Consider the following 20,765-nt stretch of genomic DNA (forward strand, 5'->3'; position numbering starts at 1 on the left):
GATCTGCTGATAGGTCAATGGTGACCCGAAAGGCGCAATCTACGCGAACACGTCAGTCCATTACGCGAACACGTCAGTCCATCTCGAGGACGCGGGCGTGCAGGACCTGGCGCTGCTGGAGGGCGGCGCGCACGGCGCGGTGCAGCCCGTCCTCCAGGTAGAGGTCGCCCCGCCACTTCACGACATGGGCGAACAGGTCGCCGTAGAAGGTGGAGTCCTCGGCGAGCAGCGTTTCGAGGTCCAGCTGTCCCTTGGTCGTCACGAGCTGGTCGAGCCGGACCGGGCGCGGCGCGACGTCCGCCCACTGCCGGGTGGTTTCCCTGCCGTGGTCGGGGTACGGCCGCCCGCTTCCGATGCGCTTGAAGATCACACGGAAAGCCTACCGGGCCCGCGCCTGCGGGCGCAGCCTCGAAGCGGTGGTGCAAAAGTGACGAACAGCGCTATTTGGGGAGTGATCCATGAGCGAGAGCACCGACCCCGCCGTCCCGGCGGACCAGACGGGCCCGGCCGACAAGATCGCCGCCGGGTACGCCTTCACCGGACCCACGCTCGATCTCGGGGCCCTGCTCTGGGACGGCGGCTGCCTGCCCGACCGTCAGATCCGCATCCCGCTGTCGATGCTCAACCGCCACGGGCTGGTCGCCGGCGCGACCGGCACCGGCAAGACCAAGACGCTCCAGCTCATCGCCGAGCAGCTGTCGGCCAACGGCGTGCCCGTCTTCCTGGCGGACGTCAAAGGGGACGTCTCGGGGATCTCGGCGCCCGGCACGGCCGGCCCGAGGATCGACGAACGGGCCCGGGAGGTGGCCCAGAAGTGGGAGCCGACCGCGTACCCGAGCGAGTTCTACTCCCTCGGCGGGATCGGCCCCGGGATCCCGGTCCGCTCCACCGTCACCAGCTTCGGCCCGGTCCTGTTGTCCAAGGTGCTCCAGCTCAACCAGACGCAGGAGCAGTCCCTCGGCCTGATCTTCCACTATGCCGACACCAAGGGCCTGGAGCTGATCGACCTCAAGGACCTGCGCGCGGTCGTCGCCTTCCTCGTCTCCGACCAGGGGAAACCCGAACTCAAGGGCATCGGCGGACTGTCCACGGTGACGGCCGGGGTGATCCTGCGGGCGCTGACCGCCTTCGAGCAGCAGGGCGCCGCGGAGTTCTTCGGGGAGCCGGAGTTCGACACGAGCGAATTCCTGCGCACGGCCCCGGACGGCCGCGGACTGGTCTCCGTACTGGAACTCCCGGCGGTCCAGGACAAGCCCCAGCTCTTCTCCACCTTCCTGATGTGGCTGCTGGCCGACCTCTACAACGACCTGCCGGAGGTCGGCGACCTGGAGCAGCCCAAGCTCGTCTTCTTCTTCGACGAGGCGCACCTGCTGTTCAGCGGGGCCTCGAAGGCCTTCCTCACCTCCATCACCCAGACCGTGCGCCTCATCCGCTCCAAGGGCGTCGGCGTCTTCTTCGTGACGCAGACCCCCAAGGACGTACCGGCGGACGTGCTCGCCCAGCTCGGCAACCGGGTGCAGCACGCACTGCGCGCCTTCACCCCCGACGACGCCAAGGCGCTGAAGGCGACCGTGAAGACCTTCCCGAACTCCGCGTACGACCTGGAGGAGCTGCTCACCGGGCTGGGGACCGGCGAGGCCGTCATCACCGTGCTCAGCGAGAAGGGCGCCCCGACCCCGGTCGCCGCGACCCGGCTGCGCGCCCCGCAGTCGCTGATGGGGCCGATCGAACCCGCCGCCCTGGACCGGGCGGTGAAGTCCTCGCTGCTCTGGTCGCGCTACGCGGAGCCGGTCGACCGCGAGTCGGCGTACGAGAAGATCAGCGCCGAGCAGGCCGCGGCCGAGGCGCGGGCGGAGGCCGCGGCGGCCGCCGCCGAGGCCGAGAAGCAGGCCAAGGAGGCGGAGAAGGAGGCGGCGAGGGCCGCGCGCAGCGCTCGGAAGCCGGATCCCTCACTGGCCGAACAGGTGGTGGGGAGCGGGTTGTTCCGCTCGCTGGCACGGTCGATCGGGACCCAGCTTGGCCGGGAGATCTCGCGCTCCGTCTTCGGGACGGCCCGCAAACGTCGGTGACAGCGGTGGGCGGGCCTTCGAGGCGGAGTCGAGCGAACCGATTGCCGTTACCCGGGTGCGCGCTGACAGACTCGTCGTATGCGGACCGAACTCACCGACACCACGTCCAGCAAGGTCAACCGGGCCCTGCTCGAAGCCCGCCGGGCCATAGGCAGCCCCGCCATGGGGCTGGTGCTGACCCTCGTCGTCGTCACCGACGAGGAGAACGCCTACGACGCCGTGCGCGCGGCCTCCGAGGCCTCGCGCGAGCACCCGTGCCGCATCATCGCGGTGATCAGGCGGGTCTCGCGCGGCCCGCTCACGCTCCGCGCCACCCGGATGGACGCCGAACTGCGCGTCGGCACCGACGCCGGGACCGGGGAGATCGTGCTGCTGCGCCTGCACGGGGCGCTGGCCGACCACACCGCCTCGGTCGTCCTGCCGCTGCTCGTGCCGGACGCGCCCGTGGTGGCGTGGTGGCCGGCCGACGCCCCCGCCGACCTGGCGGGGGATCCGCTGGGCGCGCTCGCGCAGCGCCGGATCACCGACGCGTCCGCCGCCGCGGACCCCGTGGCCGTGCTCGACGAGCGGGCCGCGGGCTACCAGCCCGGCGACACCGACCTGGCCTGGACCCGGCTGACCCAGTGGCGGGCGCTGCTGGCCGCCGCCCTCGACCAGAAGCCGCTGCCCGTGACGGGAGCGACGGTGGAGAGCGAGGCCGGCAACGTGAGCGCGGAGCTGCTGGCGCGCTGGCTGGAGGACCGGCTCGGCGTGCCGGTCGACCGGGTGGAGAGCCCCGGCCCGGTGATCACCCGGGTCAGCCTGCGGACCACGGGCGGCGAGATCCGGGTGGACCGGCCCGCGGGCGCGCTGGCCACCCTGGTCCTGCCGGGGAGCGTCGACCGCAGGGTGGCCCTGAAGATCCGCAGCAACGCCGAACTGATCTCGGAGGAGCTGCGCCGCCTCGACGCGGACGTGGTCTACGGCTCCGCGCTGCGGCGGCGGCCGCTCCAGGCGGCGCTCTCCGCGTAGTGGTTGTCGTAGGTCGCCGAGCTGTCCTTGATGTCCTGCACGGTGGCCTCGCCCGCGTTGACCCGGCCGAGGAGCCGGTAGTAGTCGAAGCGGGCCATGCCGGGGGTGAAGCCGACGAAGACGCCGGCCGTGTGGCCGGCGGCGGGGGCGAAGGCGTGCTTGACGCCCGGCGGGACCGCCATGAAGTCGCCGGCGCCCAGGGTGTGGATCTCGTCGCCGACGAGGACGTCGAGCTGCCCGGAGGTGACGTGGAAGAACTCGGTGGCCTTGGTGTGGAAGTGCACCGGGGCCCCGGCCGCGCCCTCCTCGAAGGTCGCGGTGTTGCAGGTGAGTTCGGCGGTGTCGGTGAGCAGGGTGATGAGGCTGCCGGGGGCGTCGTGGATGGCTTCGGCCGTGGCGGCGCGCGTCAGATTCTCTGTCATGTGCCTCAATCTACGGTCCCGGCAGGGGAATTGGATCTTCCTTTTCCCGGGCCCGTCAGGACCCGCCGGCGGCCTTCGCGGCCTTGGCGGCGGCCTTCATCTCCTGCTTGTGCGCCCGCACCTTGGCCAGTGACTCCGGGCCCGTGATGTCGGCCGCCGAACGGTAGACGCCGGCCTGGCCGTACCCGCCCGCGGCCTCCCGCCACCCCGTCGGGCGCACGCCGAGCCGCTTGCCCAGCAGGGCGAGGAAGATCTGCGCCTTCTGCTCCCCGAAGCCCGGCAGCGCCTTGAGCCGCTTCAGCAGCTCCCCGCCCGTCGCGGCGTCGGCCCAGACCGCCTCCGCGTTCCCGCCGTAGTGCTCCACCAGGTACGCGCACAGCTGCTGGATCCGCGTCGCCATCGACCCCGGATACCGGTGCACGGCGGGCTTCTCGGAGAGCAGGGCGGCGAAGGCCTCCGGGTCGTACGCGGCGATGGCGTGCGCGTCCAGATCGTCGGCGCCCATCCGCTGCGCGATCGTCCAGGGCCCCGAGAACGCCCACTCCATGGGTACCTGCTGGTCCAGCAGCATCCCGACGAGCGCGGCGAGCGGGCTCCGGCCGAGCAGTGCGTCGGCCTCCGGCTGCTGCGCCAGCCGGATGGTGATGTCCTTGTCCATGGCACCAGCGTCCCGCGTGGGCGCGCTCCCCGCGCGGTCGGCACACCGCGCGCCTAGCGTGAGTACGACGACCGGTACGAGACGACAGCTACGAGTCGAGGAGTCGATCGAACATGCCTGAGTTCTCCGAGGGCGCGCCGTGCTGGGTGGACGCGATGTTCACCGATGTGGAAGGTGCCAAGACCTTCTACGCCGACGTGCTGGGCTGGACCTTCGGCGAAGCCAGCAGCGAGTACGGCAACTACACGCAGGCCTATTCCGACGGCAAGGCCGTGGCGGCCGTCGTGCCGCCGATGCCGGGGGTCGACGCCCCTTCGCAGTGGTGTCTGTACTTCGCCTCGCCCGACGCGGCGGCCACGGCCGAGAAGATCACCTCGTCCGGCGGCGAGGTGCTGATGGGCCCGATGCAGGTGGGCGCCTTCGGCACGATGGTGATCGCCAAGGAGCCGAGCGGCGCCGTCTTCGGCGTCTGGCAGCCGGGCGAGCACAAGGGCTTCGAGAAGATGGGCGAGGCCGGGGCGTACGCCTGGGCGGAGGTCTTCACCCGGGAGCCGGCCAAGCCGGACGCGTTCCTTCCGAAGGTGTTCCCGTACGGAGCCCAGCAGATGGACCCGGGCGACGACCCCGAGATGGCGAACATGGACTTCAAGATCTTCAGTGTCGGCGGGGGCGGGAACCCGGTGCTCGGCCGGATGAAGATGGACGACGACTTCCCGCCGGAGCTCCCGCCGTACATCCAGATCTACTTCGGGGTCCCGGACTGCGACGAGGCGGTCGCGAAGACGAAGAAGCACGGCGGGAAGCTGCACTTCGGGCCGATGGACAGCCCGTTCGGCCGGTTCGCGGCGGTCACGGACCCGCAGGGCGCCGCCTTCGCGGTGATCGACATGACGACGACGGTCGGGGAGATGCCCTCCTTCGGCTGAGCCGGGCGCGTGTGGGGAGATGCGGCGGGTCGCGGGTCTCGCGGCCCGCCGGACCGTTGCGCCGCACCGCCCGGCAGACTTCGCCCCTACACGTACGTTCGAGTGGTGCGGGGGCGGATCTGATGAGACGTGGAACGGTCTTGGCGGCGGCGGGATGCGGGCTGGCGATGCTGGCGGCGGCCTCGTGCGCACCGCCCCCGGCACCGCCGCTGTCGCCGGGGGCACCGCCCTCGCCCGCGCCTTCGCTGATGCTCCCGCCCTCGCCGGTGCCGTCGTCGCCGTCCGTGCCGCCCTCGCCGTCCGCGTCGCCTTCGCTTTCGCCCGCGTCCCCTTCGCCCGTGCCGGCGACGCCCGGGGCGCCCTCGACGTCCGGGCCGGCCGCGCCCGTCGGGGAGGGGCAGGTCACCCCCGCCGACGCCCCGCTGCTGGAAGCGGTCCGCCGGCAGCACCCGGGGGCCAGGGCTCAGGGCGACGACTCGATCATCGTGATCCACCGTGAGCCCGCGGCCGGCGCGGGCGAGCTCGCCTGGATGCCGGACGACCGCCACTACTGCCTCGCCGTGGTCCGTGCCGAGCGGGCGGACCTCAGCTGCAGGCCGCTGCCCACGTTCTGGGCGCGGATCGGGATCCGGCTGGTGACCAAGGGCGGGCTGTACCCCGGCGAGCCCGGCGCGACCGGCACCCGTACGGTCTTCCTCGCCGTCGTGGACGGCGGCCACGGCCCGTACCGCTACGCCGGATCCGCGACGCCAGGCCCCGGCGCCGGGCCGGTCCGCGACGCCACGGCCGTCTTCGCCTCGGGCCGGACGCTGAGCCTGCTGACGTACGAGCTCCCCGCCGCGGACGTCGCGCCGCGCGGCGGCCCCGACATCTGCAGCGCGGACAACGCCGTCTGCTTCCCGGCGTTCGACGCGTACGTCGGCTAAGCCCTGCCCGGGCAATCTTCGCGGGCCCTCCACCACCGCTGTCAGCGGTGGTGGAGGGCCCGGTATCAGCCGGTGCGGGCATCGTCCTGTCCACCGAGACGGACGACACCGAGGAGAGACCACGATGAGCAGCGACCAGAACACGAAGACGCAGGCCGCACTGTCCGAGTTCGTCGCGGCGAAGGCCGCGGAGTTCGGGATTCCGGGCGTCGCCGTCGGCGTGTGGGCGGACGGCCGGGCCTCCTACGCCTGCCACGGCGTGACGAGCGTGGCCAACCCGCTGCCCGTGGACGAGCGGACGCTGTTCGTACTGGGCTCGGTCACCAAGACCTACACGGCGACCGTACTGATGCGCCTGGTCGCGGAGGGCCGGGTCGAGCTGGACGCGCCGGTGCGCCGGTACCTGCCCGAGCTCGTGCTCGCCGACGAACGGGCCGCGGCGCAGATCACCGTGATGCAGCTGCTCAACCACACCGCGGGGCTGGACTGGAACCTCGTCACCGACACCGGCGAGGGGGACGACGCCCTGGAGGGCTTCGTCGCGGAGCTGGCCTCGCTGCCGCTGATCGGGGAGCCCGGCGCCCGGCCCTCGTACAGCCAGGCCGGCTTCAACCTGCTGGGGCGGATCGTCGAGAAGGTCACCGGGCTGACCTACGAGCAGGCGGTCACCCGGCTCGTGTTCGAGCCGATGGGGCTGTCGGACAGCCTCTTCTTCGCCGGTGACGTCGTGACGCGGCGGTTCGCCGTGGGCCACAACCCCGACGGGGACGGCAGGCCGTCGGTCTCCGGGATGTGGAAGGGGAAGCGCTGCGACAACCCGGGCGGGGGCCTCGTGTCCTCGGTGGCCGACCAGCTGCGCGCGGCCCGGTTCCACCTGGGTGACGGCCTCGGCGAGGGCGGCGGGCGGATCCTGCCCGCCGGGCTGCTCGCGCGGATGCGGGAGCCGTCGGTCGAGCTGCGGGGCAGCACGCTCGGCGACGCCTTCGGCCTCGGCTGGTTCCTGCGCGACGTGGACGGCGTGCGGACCGTCGGGCACGGCGGATCGGTCGACGGCCAGTTCTCCGAGCTGCTCTTCGTGCCCGGGCACGACCTCGCGGTGGTCTCGCTGGCCAACCACGCGAACGGGTACCTCTTCAACCAGGCCGTCGTCCGGTGGGCGCTGGAGCACTGCCTCGGCGTGGTCGACCGGGACCCGGAGCCGCTGCCGTACGACCCGGCGCGTGCCCCGGAGCTGGCCGGGCGGTACGAGAACGACGCCATGGCGCTCGTGATCGCCGCCGACGGGACCGGTCTGACGCTGGAGGTCGGGATCAAGCCGGAGATCCGCGCGGCCGCGGAGAGCGAGATGCCCGCGGACTATCCGGCGGAGTCCATGGGGCTGCTGCCGGGCGAGGGGGACGAGTACATCGTCACCAGCGGCGGTCTGAAGGGCCAGCGCGGCTTCTTCACCCGCGACGCCGGCGGGGCGGTCGTCGGGGTCGACCTGGCGGGCCGGCTGTTCGGCCGGGTGCCGGCCGCCTCCATGTGATCCGGCGGAGGGCCGCAGGGCCGTCAGAACGGCCGCTTGCGAACGCTGTACGCATCGGCGTACGTTGTTCTGGTTCAAGCGAACGCTGTACGCAGCGACGCGGGGAAAAGGGGAAGGGATCGCCATGGACGGGTACGAGGGCGGGGACGGGCACGAGGGCGGGGGCCGGGTCGGGGGCGGAGTCGGGGGCGGGGCCCGCAATCCGCGGCGCTGGCTCATCCTGATCGTGCTCTGCCTCAGCACCCTGGTGCTGGTCGTCGACAACATGGTGCTGACCGTGTCGATCCCGCCGATCGCGGAGAACCTCGGCGCCGGCGCCGAGGCCATCCAGTGGATCATCGAGTCGTACATCCTGGTCTTCGCCGGACTGCTGCTCACGGCGGGCAGCCTCTCCGACCGGTTCGGCCGCCGCCGCGTGATGATCATCGGGCTGGCCCTCTTCGGAGTCGCCTCGCTCCTCGCGGCCTACGCCGACTCCCCCGCCCAGCTCATCGCCGGCCGCGTGGTGATGGGCATCGGCGGCGCCCTCGTGATGCCGAGCACCCTCTCCATCCTGATCACCGTCTTCGACGAGGAGGAGCGCCGCAAGGCCATCTCCGCCTGGGGCGCGGTGGCCGTGCTCGGCCTCGTCGGCGGCCCGGGGCTGGGCGGCGTGCTCATCGCCCACTTCTGGTGGGGCGCGGTCTTCCTGATGAACGTGCCGATCGCGCTGCTCGCCATCGCCGCCGCGCTGATCCTCATGCCGGAGTCCAAGGGCCCCTGGCGGCGGCCCGACTTCGCGGGCATGGCCCTGTCCGTCACCGGTATGACCGCCCTGATCTGGACGATCATCGCCCTCCCGAAGGACGGCCTCACCGCCGCGTCCACCCTCACCTCGCTCGGCATCGCCGTGGCCGCGCTGACCTCCTTCGTCGTCCACGAGGTCCGGACCGACTCCCCGATGGTCCCGCTCGCCCTCTTCCGCGACCGGATGTTCAGCGGCGCCGGCTTCTCCCTCGTCCTGCTGACCTTCGCCAACGGCGGCCTGATGCTGGTCCTGACCCAGTACCTGCAGTTCGTCGGCGGCTACACCCCGACCGAGACCGGCCTCGCCTTCACCCCGCTGGCGGTCGCCGCGCTCCTGTTCAACGGCCTCGGCGCCACGCTCGGCAAGAAGATCGGCAACCGCGTCATGACCGCCGTCGGCCTCGCGGTCATCGCCGCCGGCTTCGGCGTCCTGGCCGGCCTGGAAGCGGGCGTCGGCCTCGCGCCGCTGGTCACCGCCATGGTGCTGATGGGCATCGGCAGCGGGCTGGCCATGCCGGCCGCCACCGCAGCCCTGATGGGAGCCGTCCCCGAGGAGCACGCCGGCGTCGGCTCCGCCCTCAACGACACCGTCCAGCAGGCCGGAGCCGCCCTGGGCGTGGCCGTACTGGGAGCCGTGCTCTCCACCACCTACGCCGCCGGGCTGCCCGGCTCGGCCCCGGACGCCGCCCGCCACTCCGTCGCCGCGGCGCTGACCGACCCGGCCCTGGCGGCCGCCGCCCGCGAAGCCTTCACCTCGGCGATGTCGGCGACCTTCACGGCAGCGGCGGCCGGAGTCCTGGCCGCCGCAGCCCTGGCCCTGATCCTCATGCGCGACCGAACCCACACCGCAGCCCCCGAACCGGCGCAGTCTGTCGCGCACTGACGCGTGCCGTGCGGTCGCCGGCCGCCGCCGGCGGCTTCAGCGGCCCGACCCGGGGCGGGCTGCCGTGCTCACTTGCCGGCCTCCGGGCCGTACCACTGCATGGCCTGGCCCGTGACGGCGGCGATGCACGCGAAGTCGTGGTCACGGTGCAGGAGGGTCAGCCCCTGCAGTTCCGCGGTGGCGGCCACGACGAGGTCGACCGCACCCGCACTGAGGTGTTGCCCGCGCTGGGTCAGCAACTCCTGGACCTGCCAGGCGCGGTCGTACGCCCGGTCGTCGACGGGCACCCAGCCGAACACCGACCGCATGTCCTCGATGCCCCGCGCGCGGTCCCCGGCGGAGCGTGCGCTGGAGAAGAACTCCAGCTCGGTGATCGGGCAGGTCGCGATGAGCCCGGCCGCCGCCGCCTGATCCCAGCCGTACTGTTCGGCGTCGCCCCGCAGGAACCGCGCGAGCGCGCTGGTGTCGATCAGGAACTGTGCCGCGCTCACCGCCGGTAGTTCCTCTTGTCCTCGAAGAGGTCCAGATCGAATCCGCCTTCTTCTGCGACAGCCCGGAGCCGGGTGAGCGCGAGCGCACGTCGGCGGTTCTCCAACACCTCGCGCAGGGCGGTGTTGACCGTCTCCTTCTTGGTGCTCGTCCCGAGCGCCTGGGCCACATCGGCCAGCAGCTCGTCGTCGAGGTCGATCACGGTTCGACTCATCCGGACACCTCCTCTGATATCAAGTCGTGTGCCGAGTATATCTCGCCCGATGTCCATGGGTGGGGTGAGAGGTCGGTGGATTGTCGAAGCGAGGTGCGAGGCCATTCGGAGCCCGGGAACGCAGAAGGCCCCGGCCGGTTTCCCGGTCGGGGCCTTCAAGTGCCCGGTGAGGCACTGGCGGAGGATACGAGATTCGAACTCGTGAGGGGTTGCCCCCAACACGCTTTCCAAGCGTGCGCCCTAGGCCACTAGGCGAATCCTCCGCCGCAAACAATACAAGACGTTGAGGGGTGCTCGCGAACGTGATCGTCGGCGGGAGGACGGGCCGGGGTCCGGCTCGATTCCGGGGGCATCCATCCGCTAGGGTGGGGCCAGCCCCTCACGTGGCGCTATCTCACCCAACTCCCCCAGGGCCGGAAGGCAGCAAGGGTAAGTGGGCTCTGGCGGGTGCGTGGGGGGCGCTTTGCGTTCCCGGGGGCCTTCGTGGCGTCGGCGGGGCCGCTGTTGTCGGTGGGCCCGGATAACCTCGTAGACGTGTCGTCCCTTGCGCTGTACCGCCGCTATCGCCCCGAGTCGTTCGCCGAGGTCATCGGGCAGGAGCATGTCACTGCACCGCTGATGCAGGCCCTGCGGAACAACCGGGTCAATCACGCGTACCTGTTCAGCGGGCCGCGCGGCTGTGGGAAGACCACCAGCGCGCGCATCCTCGCCCGGTGCCTGAACTGTGAGCAGGGTCCCACTCCGACCCCCTGCGGCGAGTGCCAGTCCTGCCGGGACCTCGCCAGGAACGGCCCCGGATCCCTCGACGTCATCGAGATCGACGCCGCCTCGCACGGTGGTGTGGACGATGCCCGTGACCTGCGCGAGAAGGCCTTCTTCGGGCCGGCGTCCAGCCGCTACAAGATCTACATCATCGACGAGGCCCACATGGTCACCCCGGCGGGCTTCAACGCCCTGCTGAAGGTGGTCGAGGAGCCGCCGGAGCACCTCAAGTTCATCTTCGCCACCACCGAGCCGGAGAAGGTGATCGGGACCATCCGGTCCCGGACGCACCACTACCCCTTCCGGCTGGTGCCGCCCGGCACCCTGCGGGACTACCTCGGCGAGGTCTGCGGGCGCGAGGGCGCCACGGTCGAGGACGGCGTGCTGCCGCTCGTCGTGCGCGCCGGCGCCGGGTCCGTGCGTGACTCGATGTCCGTCATGGACCAGCTGCTCGCCGGTGCGGGTGAGAAGGGTGTGACGTATGCCATGGCGACCTCCCTGCTCGGGTACACCGAGGCGTCCCTGCTCGACTCCGTCATCGACGCCTTCGCCGCCGGGGACGGCGCTGCGGCCTTCGAGATCGTCGACCGGGTCGTGGAAGGCGGGAACGACCCGCGCCGGTTCGTCTCCGACCTGCTGGAGCGGCTGCGCGACCTCGTCATCCTGGCCGCCGTGCCCGAGGCCGGGGAGAAGGGGCTGATCGACGCCCCCGCCGATGTGGTGGAGCGGATGCAGGCCCAGGCGTCCGTGTTCGGCGCCGCCGAGCTGTCGCGCGCCGCCGATCTGGTCAACACCGGGCTCACGGAGATGCGCGGCGCGACCTCGCCCCGGCTGCAGCTCGAACTGATCTGCGCCCGCGTGCTGCTGCCCGCCGCCTTCGACGACGAGCGGTCCTTCCAGGCCCGGCTCGACCGGCTGGAGCGCAGCGGGGCCGTCGCCTTCGCGGCCGCGCCCGCCATGGGTTACGTACCCGGGCCCGAGGCGCACGCCATGGCGCCGGCCGGTCCCGGTGGGGGCCCCGCCGCCGCGCGCGCCGCCGCCGCTGCCGTCCAGCCGCCCGCCCAGGTGCCGGCTCCCGCGCCGGTACGGGCTCCCGCGCAGCCGGAGGCTCCGGTTCAGCCGGCGCCCGCCGCCCAGGCCCCCGCCGCGCCCGCACCCGCAGCCCCCGCGCCCGCCCCCGGAGCCTGGCCCGGAGCCGCACAGCCCGGCAGCGGCGCCCCCGGCGCCTGGCCCGGAGCCGCGGCCCCCGCGACCCCGGCCGCCCCCGCAGCCCCGGCTGCCGCCCCGGCCGCCGGTGCCTGGCCCAGCGCGTCCGCCCCCGGCCAGGGCGCGCCCGCGCCCGTCGCCCCGCCCGCGGCATCCGCACCGGCCCCGGCCGCCGCGGCCCCCGCCCCCTCCCCCGGCATGGCCGCCGGTGCGGGGCAGATCCAGGCGATGTGGCCCGGCGTCCTGGAGGCCGTGAAGAACCGCCGCCGCTTCACCTGGATCCTGCTCAGCCAGAACGCCCAGGTCACCGGCTTCGACGGCACCACCCTCCAGCTCGGCTTCCCCAACGCCGGAGCCCGCGACAACTTCGCCAGCAGCGGCAGCGAGGACGTGCTCAAGGCGGTCCTGGCCGAGCAGTTCCAGGTCAACTGGAAGATCGACGCCGTGGTGGGCGGCGGCGGCCCGGCCCCCCTGACCCAGGCCTCCTCCTCCTACGCCGCCCCGCCGGCCCCCGCCTACAACCCGCCGCCGGCGCAGCCCGCCCCGCAGGCGGCCCCCGCGCCCCAGTACCCGCAGCAGCAACCGCCCCAGCAGTCGGCTCCGGCCCAGCCCCCCGTGCAGCAGGCGCCCCCGCCGGTCGCCCCCGAGGACGACTTCGCGGAGGAGGACGATCCCGACCTCGTGGAGAGCGCCCTGACCGGACACGACCTGATCGTGCGCGAGCTGGGAGCCACCGTTGTGGAGGAATACACGAATGAGTAGCGCCTCCCGATTGGGTGGCCGCACGAAACGCGCCACCGCGGCCGGGCTACCCTGGGCGGCGTGAAGGTCCTCGTCATCGGCGGCGGCGCCCGCGAACATGCCCTGTGCCGCTCTCTGTCCCTCGACCCCGACGTCTCCGCGCTGTACTGCGCTCCCGGCAACGCCGGCATCGCCGAGGTGGCCGAGCTCCGCCCGGTCGACGCCCTCGACGGCGATGCCGTCGCCACCCTCGCCACCGAACTCGGCGCCGACCTGGTCGTCGTCGGCCCGGAGGCCCCGCTGGTCGCCGGGGTCGGCGACGCCGTCCGCGCCGCGGGCATCCCCGTCTTCGGGCCGTCCGCCGAGGCGGCGCGGCTCGAAGGCTCCAAGGCGTTCGCCAAGGACGTGATGGCCTCGGCCGGGGTCCCGACCGCGCGCAGCTACGTCTGCACCACCCCGGAAGAGGTGGACGCGGCCCTCGACGCCTTCGGCGCCCCGTACGTCGTCAAGGACGACGGACTCGCGGCCGGCAAGGGCGTCGTGGTCACCGAGGACCTGGCCGCCGCCCGCGCCCACGCGCTCGGCTGCGACCGCGTGGTCATCGAGGAGTACCTCGACGGCCCGGAGGTCTCCCTCTTCGCCATCACCGACGGCGTCACCGTGGTCCCGCTCCAGCCCGCGCAGGACTTCAAGCGCGCCCTGGACGGCGACGAGGGCCCGAACACCGGCGGCATGGGCGCGTACTCCCCGCTGCCCTGGGCCGATCCGAAGCTGGTCGACGAGGTCATGGAGCTGGTCCTCCAGCCCACCGTCGACGAGCTCCGCCGCCGCGGCACCCCCTTCTCGGGGCTGCTCTACGCCGGCCTCGCGATCACCAGCCGCGGTACGCGGGTCATCGAGTTCAACGCCCGCTTCGGCGACCCCGAGACCCAGGTGGTCCTGGCCCGGCTGCGCACCCCGCTCGCGAGCGTGCTGCTGAACGCCGCCAACGGCACCCTGGAGTCCGAGGAGCCGCTCGTCTGGCGCGAGGACGCGGCCGTCACGGTGGTCATCGCCTCCCACAACTACCCCGAGACCCCCCGCACCGGGGACCCGATCGAGGGCCTGGCCGAGGTGGCCGCCGAGGACGCGCCCGACGCGTATGTGCTGCACGCCGGGACCCGGCGCGAGGGCGACGCGATCGTCAGCGCGGGCGGCCGCGTGCTGTCGGTGACGGCGACCGGTTCCGATCTGGCACAGGCCCGCGAGAAGGCGTATAAGGCGGTGGCACGCATCCGGCTGGACGGTTCGCAGCACCGTACGGACATCGCGGCGAAGGCCGCCGGACTCGGCTGACCAGCGGCTCCGCAGACCCGCGGGCCCGGTGCGCAGATCCTGCGCCCGGGCCCGCGGGCGTGTTCGCGTGCGAGTGCATCCGGCCGCGTTCGAACGCACCCACCTTTACCCAAAGCCATTCCATCGGGTGATCGTCACCCGGTCTGCCTGACGCCCGGGCGTGCCCCAACTAGGGTGCGGCGCAAGCATTCCGGCACTTGGCCCACCGGCATTGCGATGTCAGTGGCGGGTGTCACAGTGGGGGAGTGAGCAACGTCGCCGCAGGGCAGAGGGGGTGAGGTCCGGCCGTGTCCGGAACCGGTTCGATCAAGGAAGCGGGCGTGCCGTCCGCACGTTCCCGCGCTCTCGCCGTGCTGCGCGTGCGCAGCAGGGCCCTGGCGGTCGGGCTGCTGCCCGCCGCCTTCGCGGTGGTGCTGGTGGCCGCCCGGATGACGGGGCGGCTGTCCGCTGACCCCTGGCCCGTGGTGACCCTCGTCGTGTGCGTGGTCGCGGCGGTGGTGCTGCTCGTCGGCGGCGTCTTCGCGGCCGTGGTGCTGCGGGCGAGCCCCGCCGTCACGCCGACGGTGCCGCTGTCGGAGGCCGCCGCGCCCGATCTCTACCGGCTGGTGCGGGACCTGGCCGACCGCATGGACGTGCCGCCGCCCTCCGCGATAGCCCTGACGCCGGACTGCGACAGCTGGCTGGAGGACCGCACCCACGCGGCCCACCGCCGGAGCGCCATATCCGCCGGCCCGGAGTCCGAGCAGGGCGCCGCCCCCGTGCTGGTGATCGGTTCGCCGTTCCTGTGGTGGATGCGGGTCGCGGAGCTACGGGCCGTCCTCGCGCCGGTCGTCGCCGGTACGGGTCCTTCCGCGCACCCGGACATAGCCGACGCGCGCGGCTTCGTACGGGGCCTGGACGCGGCCGTGGACGTGGGCAACCGGCGCGGGCTCGGCTGGATCGGCGCCCCGGCCCGGCTGCTGCTGCGGCTGTGCCGGACGGACGCCACCGAAATGGAGCGCGGGGTGGCCGCGGCCGCCTCGGAGCGTGCACAGGGTGTGGACTACGGGCTGCGCATCGTCGCCCAGGAGCAGGTCGGCCTCGCCTACGCGGGCTGGGACCGGCTGCTGACCCGGGTCGCGCTGCCCGCCTGGCGGATGGGCCGCTGGCCCGCGCACCTCGACGCCGGAGTGGTCTCCGCGCTGACCGAGCTGTCGCGGCGGGACCGGCTGGCCGAGGGGTTCACCTCACGGCTCGGCGAGCGCCCCGCCTGTGACCTGCTGGAGCAGCCCGGGGCGGTCGACGAGGCGACCTCGCTGCTGGCCGCGCGGCTCTTCCACGGCGGGCCGGCCGAGCCCGGGCCGGACTGGTCCCCGGTGGACTGGGCGGCGTATCCGGAGGAGGTCGTGGACCGCAAGTGGCGTGCGGAGGCCGCCCGGCTGCACGCGGCGCTCGACGCCCTGGCCGTCCCGGCGGGACGGCCCGCCGGCCCCGCCGGACCGGCCGCCGCTCCTACGGGCCTCGCCGGATCCGGATCCGCCGGACCTGGAGCCCTGCCCGGTGGCACGTCGGCAGCACAGGCTTCACAGGGCTCACCGTCCCCGTCCGCCGCGGCGGGACCGGCCACGATCGAGGCCACCGGCTCCGCCCGGCCCGCCGTGGACGGCTTCGCCGGACCCACGCTGGAGCGGGTGCTGGGCTACCTCACGGACCCCGCCGGCGCGGGCGCGGCCTCGGAGGCCCTGGCCGGCCGGCTCAGCGGGGACCTGGCCCGCGAGGAGCGGGCCGCCGGTGCTGCGCAGCCCTCCGCCGGGAAGGCGCGCGGCGCGGACGCCGTGCCGCTGTTCCCGCTCCAGCCGCCGCGCAGCGGCCGGGACCTGCTGGCCGACCACGTGACGGCGATGGTGTGCTGCGCAGCCGTGGACTCGGCCGGGGCGGCCCCCGGGCTGGACTGGCTCGACGGGCCGGTCCTGCTGATCGGCGGCGACCGCCGCTCCGACCTGGCCCCGCGCGTGCTGTGCCTGGTCGAGGACGGGAACCCGGAACCGCTGCGGGACTGGCTCGCCGACCTCGGCGTCCGCCCGGAGAAGCCGGTCCGCCTGGTCTGAGCCGGCTGCGTCCCCGGAGGGGCTACGGCTCGTACGAACAAGCGGATGTGAATGTTCCGGTCCCGTCAATTCGCGACGAACGGTGACGGACTGAGTGCGTTATGTGATGTGCTGGGATCGGTCGCGGCTGGATGTCCTGAAACGGGGTGTCCGAGAACTGCCGTCTCAGCAGGGAGTCTGCCGCGCACCGACAGGATGTACGCCCGTTCGGGGGAGCGAGGGAGGGGAGCGGTCATGGGTGCGGACCAGATCCGGCGTTGGGAGTCAGGTGCGCTCGCGCACGCGGTGAACGACCCCTTCGGACAGGGCCCCCTGCCCTGGTTCCGGGGGAGCGAGCTCTACTTCGACGACACCGGCCAGGTCGTCCCCTGGTACGTGGACCCGGCCGCCGGCACCGGCCAGATCCCCCGCGCCCGGGGCAACGGCGGCCCCCGCACCGCCGACGACGTGCACCGCCAGATCAAGGGCTTCGCCTCCACCGGCGCCGTCACCCCCGGCGAGGCCATCGACTTCCACATCACCGTCGACCCGCCCCAGCAGTTCTCGGTCGACGTCTACCGGATCGGCCACTACGGCGGCGACGGAGCCTCCAAGATCACCACGAGCCCGCGGCTGTCCGGCATCGTCCAGCCGGCCCCGCTGGCGGCCGACCGCACGGTCTCCTGCCACCACTGGTGGCTGTCCTGGCGCTTGCAGGTCCCCTCCTACTGGAGCGTCGGCGCGTACGTCGCCGTCCTGACCACCGCCGACGGCTACCGCTCCCACATCCCCTTCACGGTCCGCGACGACCACCCCGCCGACCTCCTGCTCCTGCTCCCGGACATCACCTGGCAGGCCTACAACCTCTACCCGGAGGACGGCCACACCGGCGCCAGCCTCTACCACGCCTGGGACGAGGACGGCCGGCTGCTCGGCGAGCAGGACGCGGCCCACACCGTCTCCTTCGACCGCCCCTACGCGGGCGCCGGCCTGCCCCTGCACGTCGGCCACGCCTACGACTTCATCCGCTGGGCCGAGCGCTACGGCTACGACATCGCCTACGCCGACACCCGCGACCTGCACGCCGGCCGCGTCGACCCCACCCGCTACCGGGGCCTGGTCTTCCCCGGCCACGACGAGTACTGGTCGGCCCCCATGCGCCGCACCGTCGAGCGCGCCCGCCTGCACGGCACCTCGCTCGTCTTCCTCTCCGCCAACACCATGTACTGGCAGGTCGAGCTCTCCCCCTCCCCCTCCGGGGTCGAGGACCGGCTCCTCACCTGCCGAAAACGGCGCGGTCCGGGCCGCCCCAGCCTGTGGCGCGAGGTCGACCGCCCGGAGCAGCAGCTGCTCGGCATCCAGTACGCGGGCCGGGTCCCCGAGCCCGCGCCGCTGATCGTGCGCAACGCCACGCACTGGCTCTGGGACTCCACCGGAGCGGGCGAGAACGACGAGCTGCCCGGCCTGGTCGCGGGCGAGGCCGACCGCTACTTCCCGCGCACCCAGCTCCCCGAGCACCAGGACCGGATCCTGCTGGCGCACTCCCCGTACCTCGACAGCGAGGGCCACCGGCGCCACCAGGAGACCTCCCTCTACCGGGCGCCCAGCGGGGCCCTGGTCTTCGCCTCCGGCACCTTCGCCTGGTCCCCGGCCCTCGACCGCCCGGGCCACGTGGACGAGCGGGTGCAGCGGGCCACCGCCAACCTCCTCGACCGGATCTGCAAGCGCGACTGAGCCGCGGCCGACCCACCCCTGTCCGCGGGAGGGGACGAAGGTGCGCGAGAATCGGGGTGCGCTTCATACAGAACCACAGGGAGACCCCGTGTCCGGATTCGTCGAAAAGCCCGAGCCGGTTCAGGTTCCGGGCCTCGTCCACCTCCACACCGGCAAGGTGCGCGACCTCTACCGTGACGAGGACGACCGCCTCGTCATGGTCGCCAGCGACCGCATGTCCGCCTTCGACTGGGTCCTGCCCACCGAGATCCCGGACAAGGGCCGCGTCCTGACCCAGCTCTCCCTGTGGTGGTTCGACCAGCTCGCCGACCTCGTCCCGAACCACGTCATCTCCACCGACCTGCCCGCGGGCGCCCCCGCCGACTGGGCCGGCCGCACGCTGATCTGCCGCAACCTGGACATGGTCCCGGTCGAGTGCGTGGCCCGCGGCTACCTCACCGGCTCCGGCCTCGCCGAGTACAAGCAGACCCGTACGGTGTGCGGACTCGGCCTCCCCGAGGGGCTCGTGGACGGCTCCGAGCTGCCCGGCCCGATCTTCACCCCGGCCGCCAAGGCCGAGGTCGGCGAGCACGACGAGAACGTCTCCTATGAGGAGGTGGCGCGCACCACCGGCGCCGAGACGGCGGCGCTGCTGCGCCAGACCACCCTGGCCGTATACGGCCGCGCCCGGGACATCGCGCGCGAGCGCGGCATCATCCTGGCCGACACCAAGTTCGAGTTCGGTTTCGACCCGAAGGACGGCACCCTCATCGCCGCCGACGAGGTGCTGACCCCGGACTCCTCCCGCTTCTGGCCGGCCGACCAGTGGGAGCCGGGCCGCTCGCAGCCCTCCTTCGACAAGCAGTACGTCCGCGACTGGCTGGCCTCCCCGGCCTCCGGCTGGGACCCCAAGAGCGAGCTCCCGCCGCCGGCCCTGCCCACGCAGGTCATCGCGCAGACCCGCGCCAAGTACATCGAGGCGTACGAGCGGCTCACCGGCCAGACCTGGTCCTGAGACACGAAGAAGCCCCCCGGTCCGAGGACCGGGGGGCTTCTTCACTACAGAGCGGACAACGCGACTCGAACGCGCGACATCCACCTTGGCAAGGTGGTGCTCTACCAACTGAGCTATGTCCGCAGGTGCGCCGTAGCGCGAGAACCACTATACCCAACCTCGCTCGCGTGCGAGACGCACTGCCGTGTGGCGGTTCTCGGCGCCCAGCTTCGTCGCCGCCGAGGACAGGTAGTTCCGTACGGTCCCCTGCGACAGCGCCGCCCGCTCGGCGATCTCCGCGACCGGTGCCCCGTCCGCCGCCAGTTCGAGCACCTCGGCCTCCCGCGCGGTCAGCGGCGAGTCCCCCGCGCTGATGGCATCGGCAGCCAACTCCGGGTCCACGTAACGGCCACCCGTGTGCACGGTCCGGATCAGTTCGGCCAGCCGCTGCGCCGAGACCGTCTTCGGCGCGAAGGCCCGCACCCCCGCTGCCAGCGCCCGCTTCAGGTGCCCCGGGCGGCCGTGACTGGTCACGATCATGATCTTGCAGTCGGGGAGCTCGGCCCGCAGCGATGTGGCGACGCTCACACCGTCGGCTCCCGGCATCTGGAGGTCCAGCACCGCCACGTCCGGCCGGTGCGCCCGTGCCATCGCGAGCGCCTCGGGCCCCGAGGCCGCCTCCGCGACGACGAGCAGGTCGTCCTCCAGGGCGAGCAGGGCCGCCAGCGCCCCGCGGATCAGGTGCTCGTCGTCGGCGAGCAGTACGCGTACGGGGCTCACGCCCGCACCTCCAGTCGTTGCGTTTCCCGGTCCGGGATCTCCGCGAGCAGCCGGAACCGGCCGTCGCCCACCAAGCCCGCCTGCAGGGTCCCGTCCAGTGCCGCGAGCCGTTCCCGCAGCCCGGCCAGCCCCGAGCCCGGCGGCCCGGCCGGGGTGTCGGGCGCCCCGTCGTTCTCCACCACCAGCGTCACCGGGCCGGTCTCCGGGGCGGACAGCCGGATCAGGCAGCGGTGCGCGTCCCCGTGCCGCAGGACGTTCGTCGTCGCCTCGCGGACCACCCAGCCGAGCGCCGACTGGACCTCGGAGGGCAGCTCCCGGCCGGCCCGGAAGTCGACCCGGCAGTCCATGCCGGCCGCGCTCAGCACCCCGCGCGCACCCTCCAGCTCCACCGCGAGATCGGCTTCCCGGTAGCCCCGCACCACGTCCCGTACCTCGCGCTGGGATTCCCGGGCTATTCGCTGCACCTCGATCATCTGCTCCACCGCCTCCGGCCGTTCGCGCCGCGCCAGCTGTACGGCCAGTTCGCTCTTGAGCGCGATCACCGCCAGATTGCGGCCCATCACGTCGTGCAGATCGCGGCCGAAGCGCAGCCGCTCCTCCGCCACCGCGAGGCGCGCCTGGACCTCGCGCGAGCGGTCCAGCTCGTAGACCGTGTTCAGCAGCCACGCGGAGAACCCGCTGGTGAAGGCGAGGAACAGGCTGCCCAGCAGGACTCCGACGAGATACCCCAGGACCTCTCCGCCGGGCAGCCCCAGGACGAGTGCGGCCAGGCTCGTCCCGGCCGCCGTGACCGGGGGCACGTACCGCATCCTGCGCACCGACCGCAGGCACAGCACCAGCGAGCCGGAGCCGAACGAGGTCAGCCCGGACACCAGCGCCGGCGCCACCGAGCGGTCCGCGAGCTTTCCGCCGGCCTCCAGGACGAGGACGGCCAGGGTGGCGGCGCCCGTCGCGACGGCCATGAACACCGCGAGCCGGACGGGGCGTTCGCGCCGCCCCACCACCCAGTCCAGCGCCCTGGAGTTGAGCACACCGCACAGCACCGCGTGGGCGCACAGCACCACGAAGAGCGTGCCGGGCACCAGGGCCGAGGACTTGCCCGCCGCGCCGGCCAGCGGAAGCAGCCCGAAGGACAGGATCTCGAGGAGCACGAAGAGGTGGAACGACCACCGGGTGTAGAGCTCCAGCTTCCCCGCACTGCTGCGGCTCTTCCACCACCCCGTCAGCTTCGGCATCTCCGCGTCTCCCCGTCCCCC

The 20,765-nt window shown here is 73.0% G+C and carries 18 protein-coding genes, 2 tRNA genes and 1 other RNA gene; 12 read left to right on the forward strand and 9 right to left on the reverse strand.

All coding sequences use genetic code 11. The features are described from left to right. Nucleotides 1–73: 73 nt before the first annotated feature. Complete coding sequence (locus tag ACFYZ4_RS25370; protein WP_030010424.1) at nucleotides 74–370, reverse strand: type II toxin-antitoxin system VapB family antitoxin; 297 nt, start codon at nucleotides 368–370, stop codon at nucleotides 74–76. An 88-nt stretch (nucleotides 371–458) separates the two neighbouring features. Between ACFYZ4_RS25370 and ACFYZ4_RS25375 the strand changes: the two genes are divergently transcribed. Then, nucleotides 459–2,069, forward strand: coding sequence for a helicase HerA-like domain-containing protein (locus ACFYZ4_RS25375; RefSeq protein WP_390784864.1), 1,611 nt, complete (start codon nucleotides 459–461; stop codon nucleotides 2,067–2,069). Between the two features lie 78 nt (nucleotides 2,070–2,147). Next, nucleotides 2,148–3,080: a glucose-6-phosphate dehydrogenase assembly protein OpcA gene (opcA, locus tag ACFYZ4_RS25380; RefSeq protein ID WP_351289958.1), complete on the forward strand. Its 933-nt coding sequence runs from the start codon at nucleotides 2,148–2,150 to the stop codon at nucleotides 3,078–3,080. On the opposite strand, the gene ACFYZ4_RS25385 is transcribed toward opcA, so the two are convergent. Further along, nucleotides 3,029–3,502: a cupin domain-containing protein gene (locus tag ACFYZ4_RS25385; RefSeq protein WP_351289960.1), complete on the reverse strand. Its 474-nt coding sequence runs from the start codon at nucleotides 3,500–3,502 to the stop codon at nucleotides 3,029–3,031. The genes opcA and ACFYZ4_RS25385 overlap by 52 nt on opposite strands. 55 nt (nucleotides 3,503–3,557) lie before the next feature. Further along, nucleotides 3,558–4,160, reverse strand: a complete 603-nt coding sequence (locus tag ACFYZ4_RS25390; protein WP_390784865.1) for an HhH-GPD-type base excision DNA repair protein — start codon at nucleotides 4,158–4,160, stop codon at nucleotides 3,558–3,560. Nucleotides 4,161–4,273: 113 nt separating this feature from the next. On the opposite strand from ACFYZ4_RS25390, the gene ACFYZ4_RS25395 reads away from it, so the two are divergent. From ACFYZ4_RS25395 to ACFYZ4_RS25410, 4 genes are all read left to right on the forward strand, one after another. Continuing rightward, the gene (locus ACFYZ4_RS25395; protein WP_351289964.1) at nucleotides 4,274–5,086 is read left to right on the forward strand and encodes a VOC family protein; all 813 of its coding nucleotides are present in this window, start codon (nucleotides 4,274–4,276) and stop codon (nucleotides 5,084–5,086) included. Nucleotides 5,087–5,424: 338 nt separating this feature from the next. Next, complete coding sequence (locus tag ACFYZ4_RS25400) at nucleotides 5,425–6,012, forward strand: hypothetical protein (RefSeq protein WP_390784866.1); 588 nt, start codon at nucleotides 5,425–5,427, stop codon at nucleotides 6,010–6,012. Between the two features lie 124 nt (nucleotides 6,013–6,136). After that, nucleotides 6,137–7,540: a serine hydrolase domain-containing protein gene (locus tag ACFYZ4_RS25405; RefSeq protein ID WP_390784867.1), complete on the forward strand. Its 1,404-nt coding sequence runs from the start codon at nucleotides 6,137–6,139 to the stop codon at nucleotides 7,538–7,540. A gap of 124 nt (nucleotides 7,541–7,664) precedes the next feature. Continuing rightward, entirely contained in the window at nucleotides 7,665–9,209 is a 1,545-nt protein-coding gene (locus ACFYZ4_RS25410) for an MFS transporter (RefSeq protein ID WP_390784868.1), read from the forward strand. Nucleotides 9,210–9,277: 68 nt separating this feature from the next. Here ACFYZ4_RS25410 and ACFYZ4_RS25415 read toward each other — a convergent pair whose 3' ends face one another. From ACFYZ4_RS25415 to ACFYZ4_RS25425, 3 genes are all read right to left on the reverse strand, one after another. Next, nucleotides 9,278–9,700, reverse strand: coding sequence for a PIN domain nuclease (locus ACFYZ4_RS25415; RefSeq protein WP_390784869.1), 423 nt, complete (start codon nucleotides 9,698–9,700; stop codon nucleotides 9,278–9,280). Further along, entirely contained in the window at nucleotides 9,697–9,912 is a 216-nt protein-coding gene (locus ACFYZ4_RS25420) for a type II toxin-antitoxin system VapB family antitoxin (RefSeq protein WP_351289973.1), read from the reverse strand. Before ACFYZ4_RS25420 ends, ACFYZ4_RS25415 begins: the two co-directional genes overlap by 4 nt. Before the next feature lie 175 nt (nucleotides 9,913–10,087). Beyond that, a tRNA-Ser gene (locus ACFYZ4_RS25425) sits at nucleotides 10,088–10,175 on the reverse strand. Nucleotides 10,176–10,282: 107 nt separating this feature from the next. Here ACFYZ4_RS25425 and ffs point away from each other — a divergent pair. The 6 genes from ffs (at nucleotide 10,283) to ACFYZ4_RS25455 (ending at nucleotide 18,750) form a co-directional block, all read left to right on the forward strand. Further along, nucleotides 10,283–10,381: signal recognition particle sRNA small type (ffs, locus tag ACFYZ4_RS25430), an RNA gene on the forward strand. Nucleotides 10,382–10,446: 65 nt separating this feature from the next. Then, complete coding sequence (locus ACFYZ4_RS25435) at nucleotides 10,447–12,642, forward strand: DNA polymerase III subunit gamma and tau (protein ID WP_390784870.1); 2,196 nt, start codon at nucleotides 10,447–10,449, stop codon at nucleotides 12,640–12,642. Between the two features lie 60 nt (nucleotides 12,643–12,702). Next, complete coding sequence (purD, locus tag ACFYZ4_RS25440) at nucleotides 12,703–13,956, forward strand: phosphoribosylamine--glycine ligase (RefSeq protein ID WP_390784871.1); 1,254 nt, start codon at nucleotides 12,703–12,705, stop codon at nucleotides 13,954–13,956. 287 nt (nucleotides 13,957–14,243) lie between these two features. Then, complete coding sequence (locus ACFYZ4_RS25445) at nucleotides 14,244–16,043, forward strand: hypothetical protein (protein WP_390784872.1); 1,800 nt, start codon at nucleotides 14,244–14,246, stop codon at nucleotides 16,041–16,043. A gap of 234 nt (nucleotides 16,044–16,277) precedes the next feature. Next, a complete protein-coding gene (locus ACFYZ4_RS25450) occupies nucleotides 16,278–17,756 on the forward strand; it encodes a N,N-dimethylformamidase beta subunit family domain-containing protein (RefSeq protein WP_390784873.1) in 1,479 nt (492 codons plus the stop codon). 88 nt (nucleotides 17,757–17,844) lie between these two features. Beyond that, nucleotides 17,845–18,750 (forward strand): phosphoribosylaminoimidazolesuccinocarboxamide synthase, encoded by a 906-nt coding sequence (locus ACFYZ4_RS25455; protein WP_351289983.1) that lies wholly within the window; start codon nucleotides 17,845–17,847, stop codon nucleotides 18,748–18,750. A 50-nt stretch (nucleotides 18,751–18,800) separates the two neighbouring features. On the opposite strand, the gene ACFYZ4_RS25460 is transcribed toward ACFYZ4_RS25455, so the two are convergent. The 3 genes from ACFYZ4_RS25460 to ACFYZ4_RS25470 all read right to left on the reverse strand — a co-directional run bounded on the left by ACFYZ4_RS25460 (nucleotide 18,801) and on the right by ACFYZ4_RS25470 (nucleotide 20,744). Continuing rightward, nucleotides 18,801–18,873: transfer RNA gene (locus ACFYZ4_RS25460), tRNA-Gly, on the reverse strand. Nucleotides 18,874–18,897: 24 nt separating this feature from the next. Beyond that, on the reverse strand, nucleotides 18,898–19,509 hold the full coding sequence (locus ACFYZ4_RS25465) for a response regulator transcription factor (protein WP_351289984.1): 612 nt from the start codon (nucleotides 19,507–19,509) through the stop codon (nucleotides 18,898–18,900). Further along, nucleotides 19,506–20,744, reverse strand: coding sequence for a histidine kinase (locus ACFYZ4_RS25470; RefSeq protein WP_351289986.1), 1,239 nt, complete (start codon nucleotides 20,742–20,744; stop codon nucleotides 19,506–19,508). Before ACFYZ4_RS25470 ends, ACFYZ4_RS25465 begins: the two co-directional genes overlap by 4 nt. Between the last annotated feature and the right edge of the window lie 21 nt (nucleotides 20,745–20,765).

The organism is Streptomyces sp. NPDC001513 (assembly GCF_042894695.1).
Classification (GTDB): Bacteria; Actinomycetota; Actinomycetes; order Streptomycetales; family Streptomycetaceae; genus Streptomyces.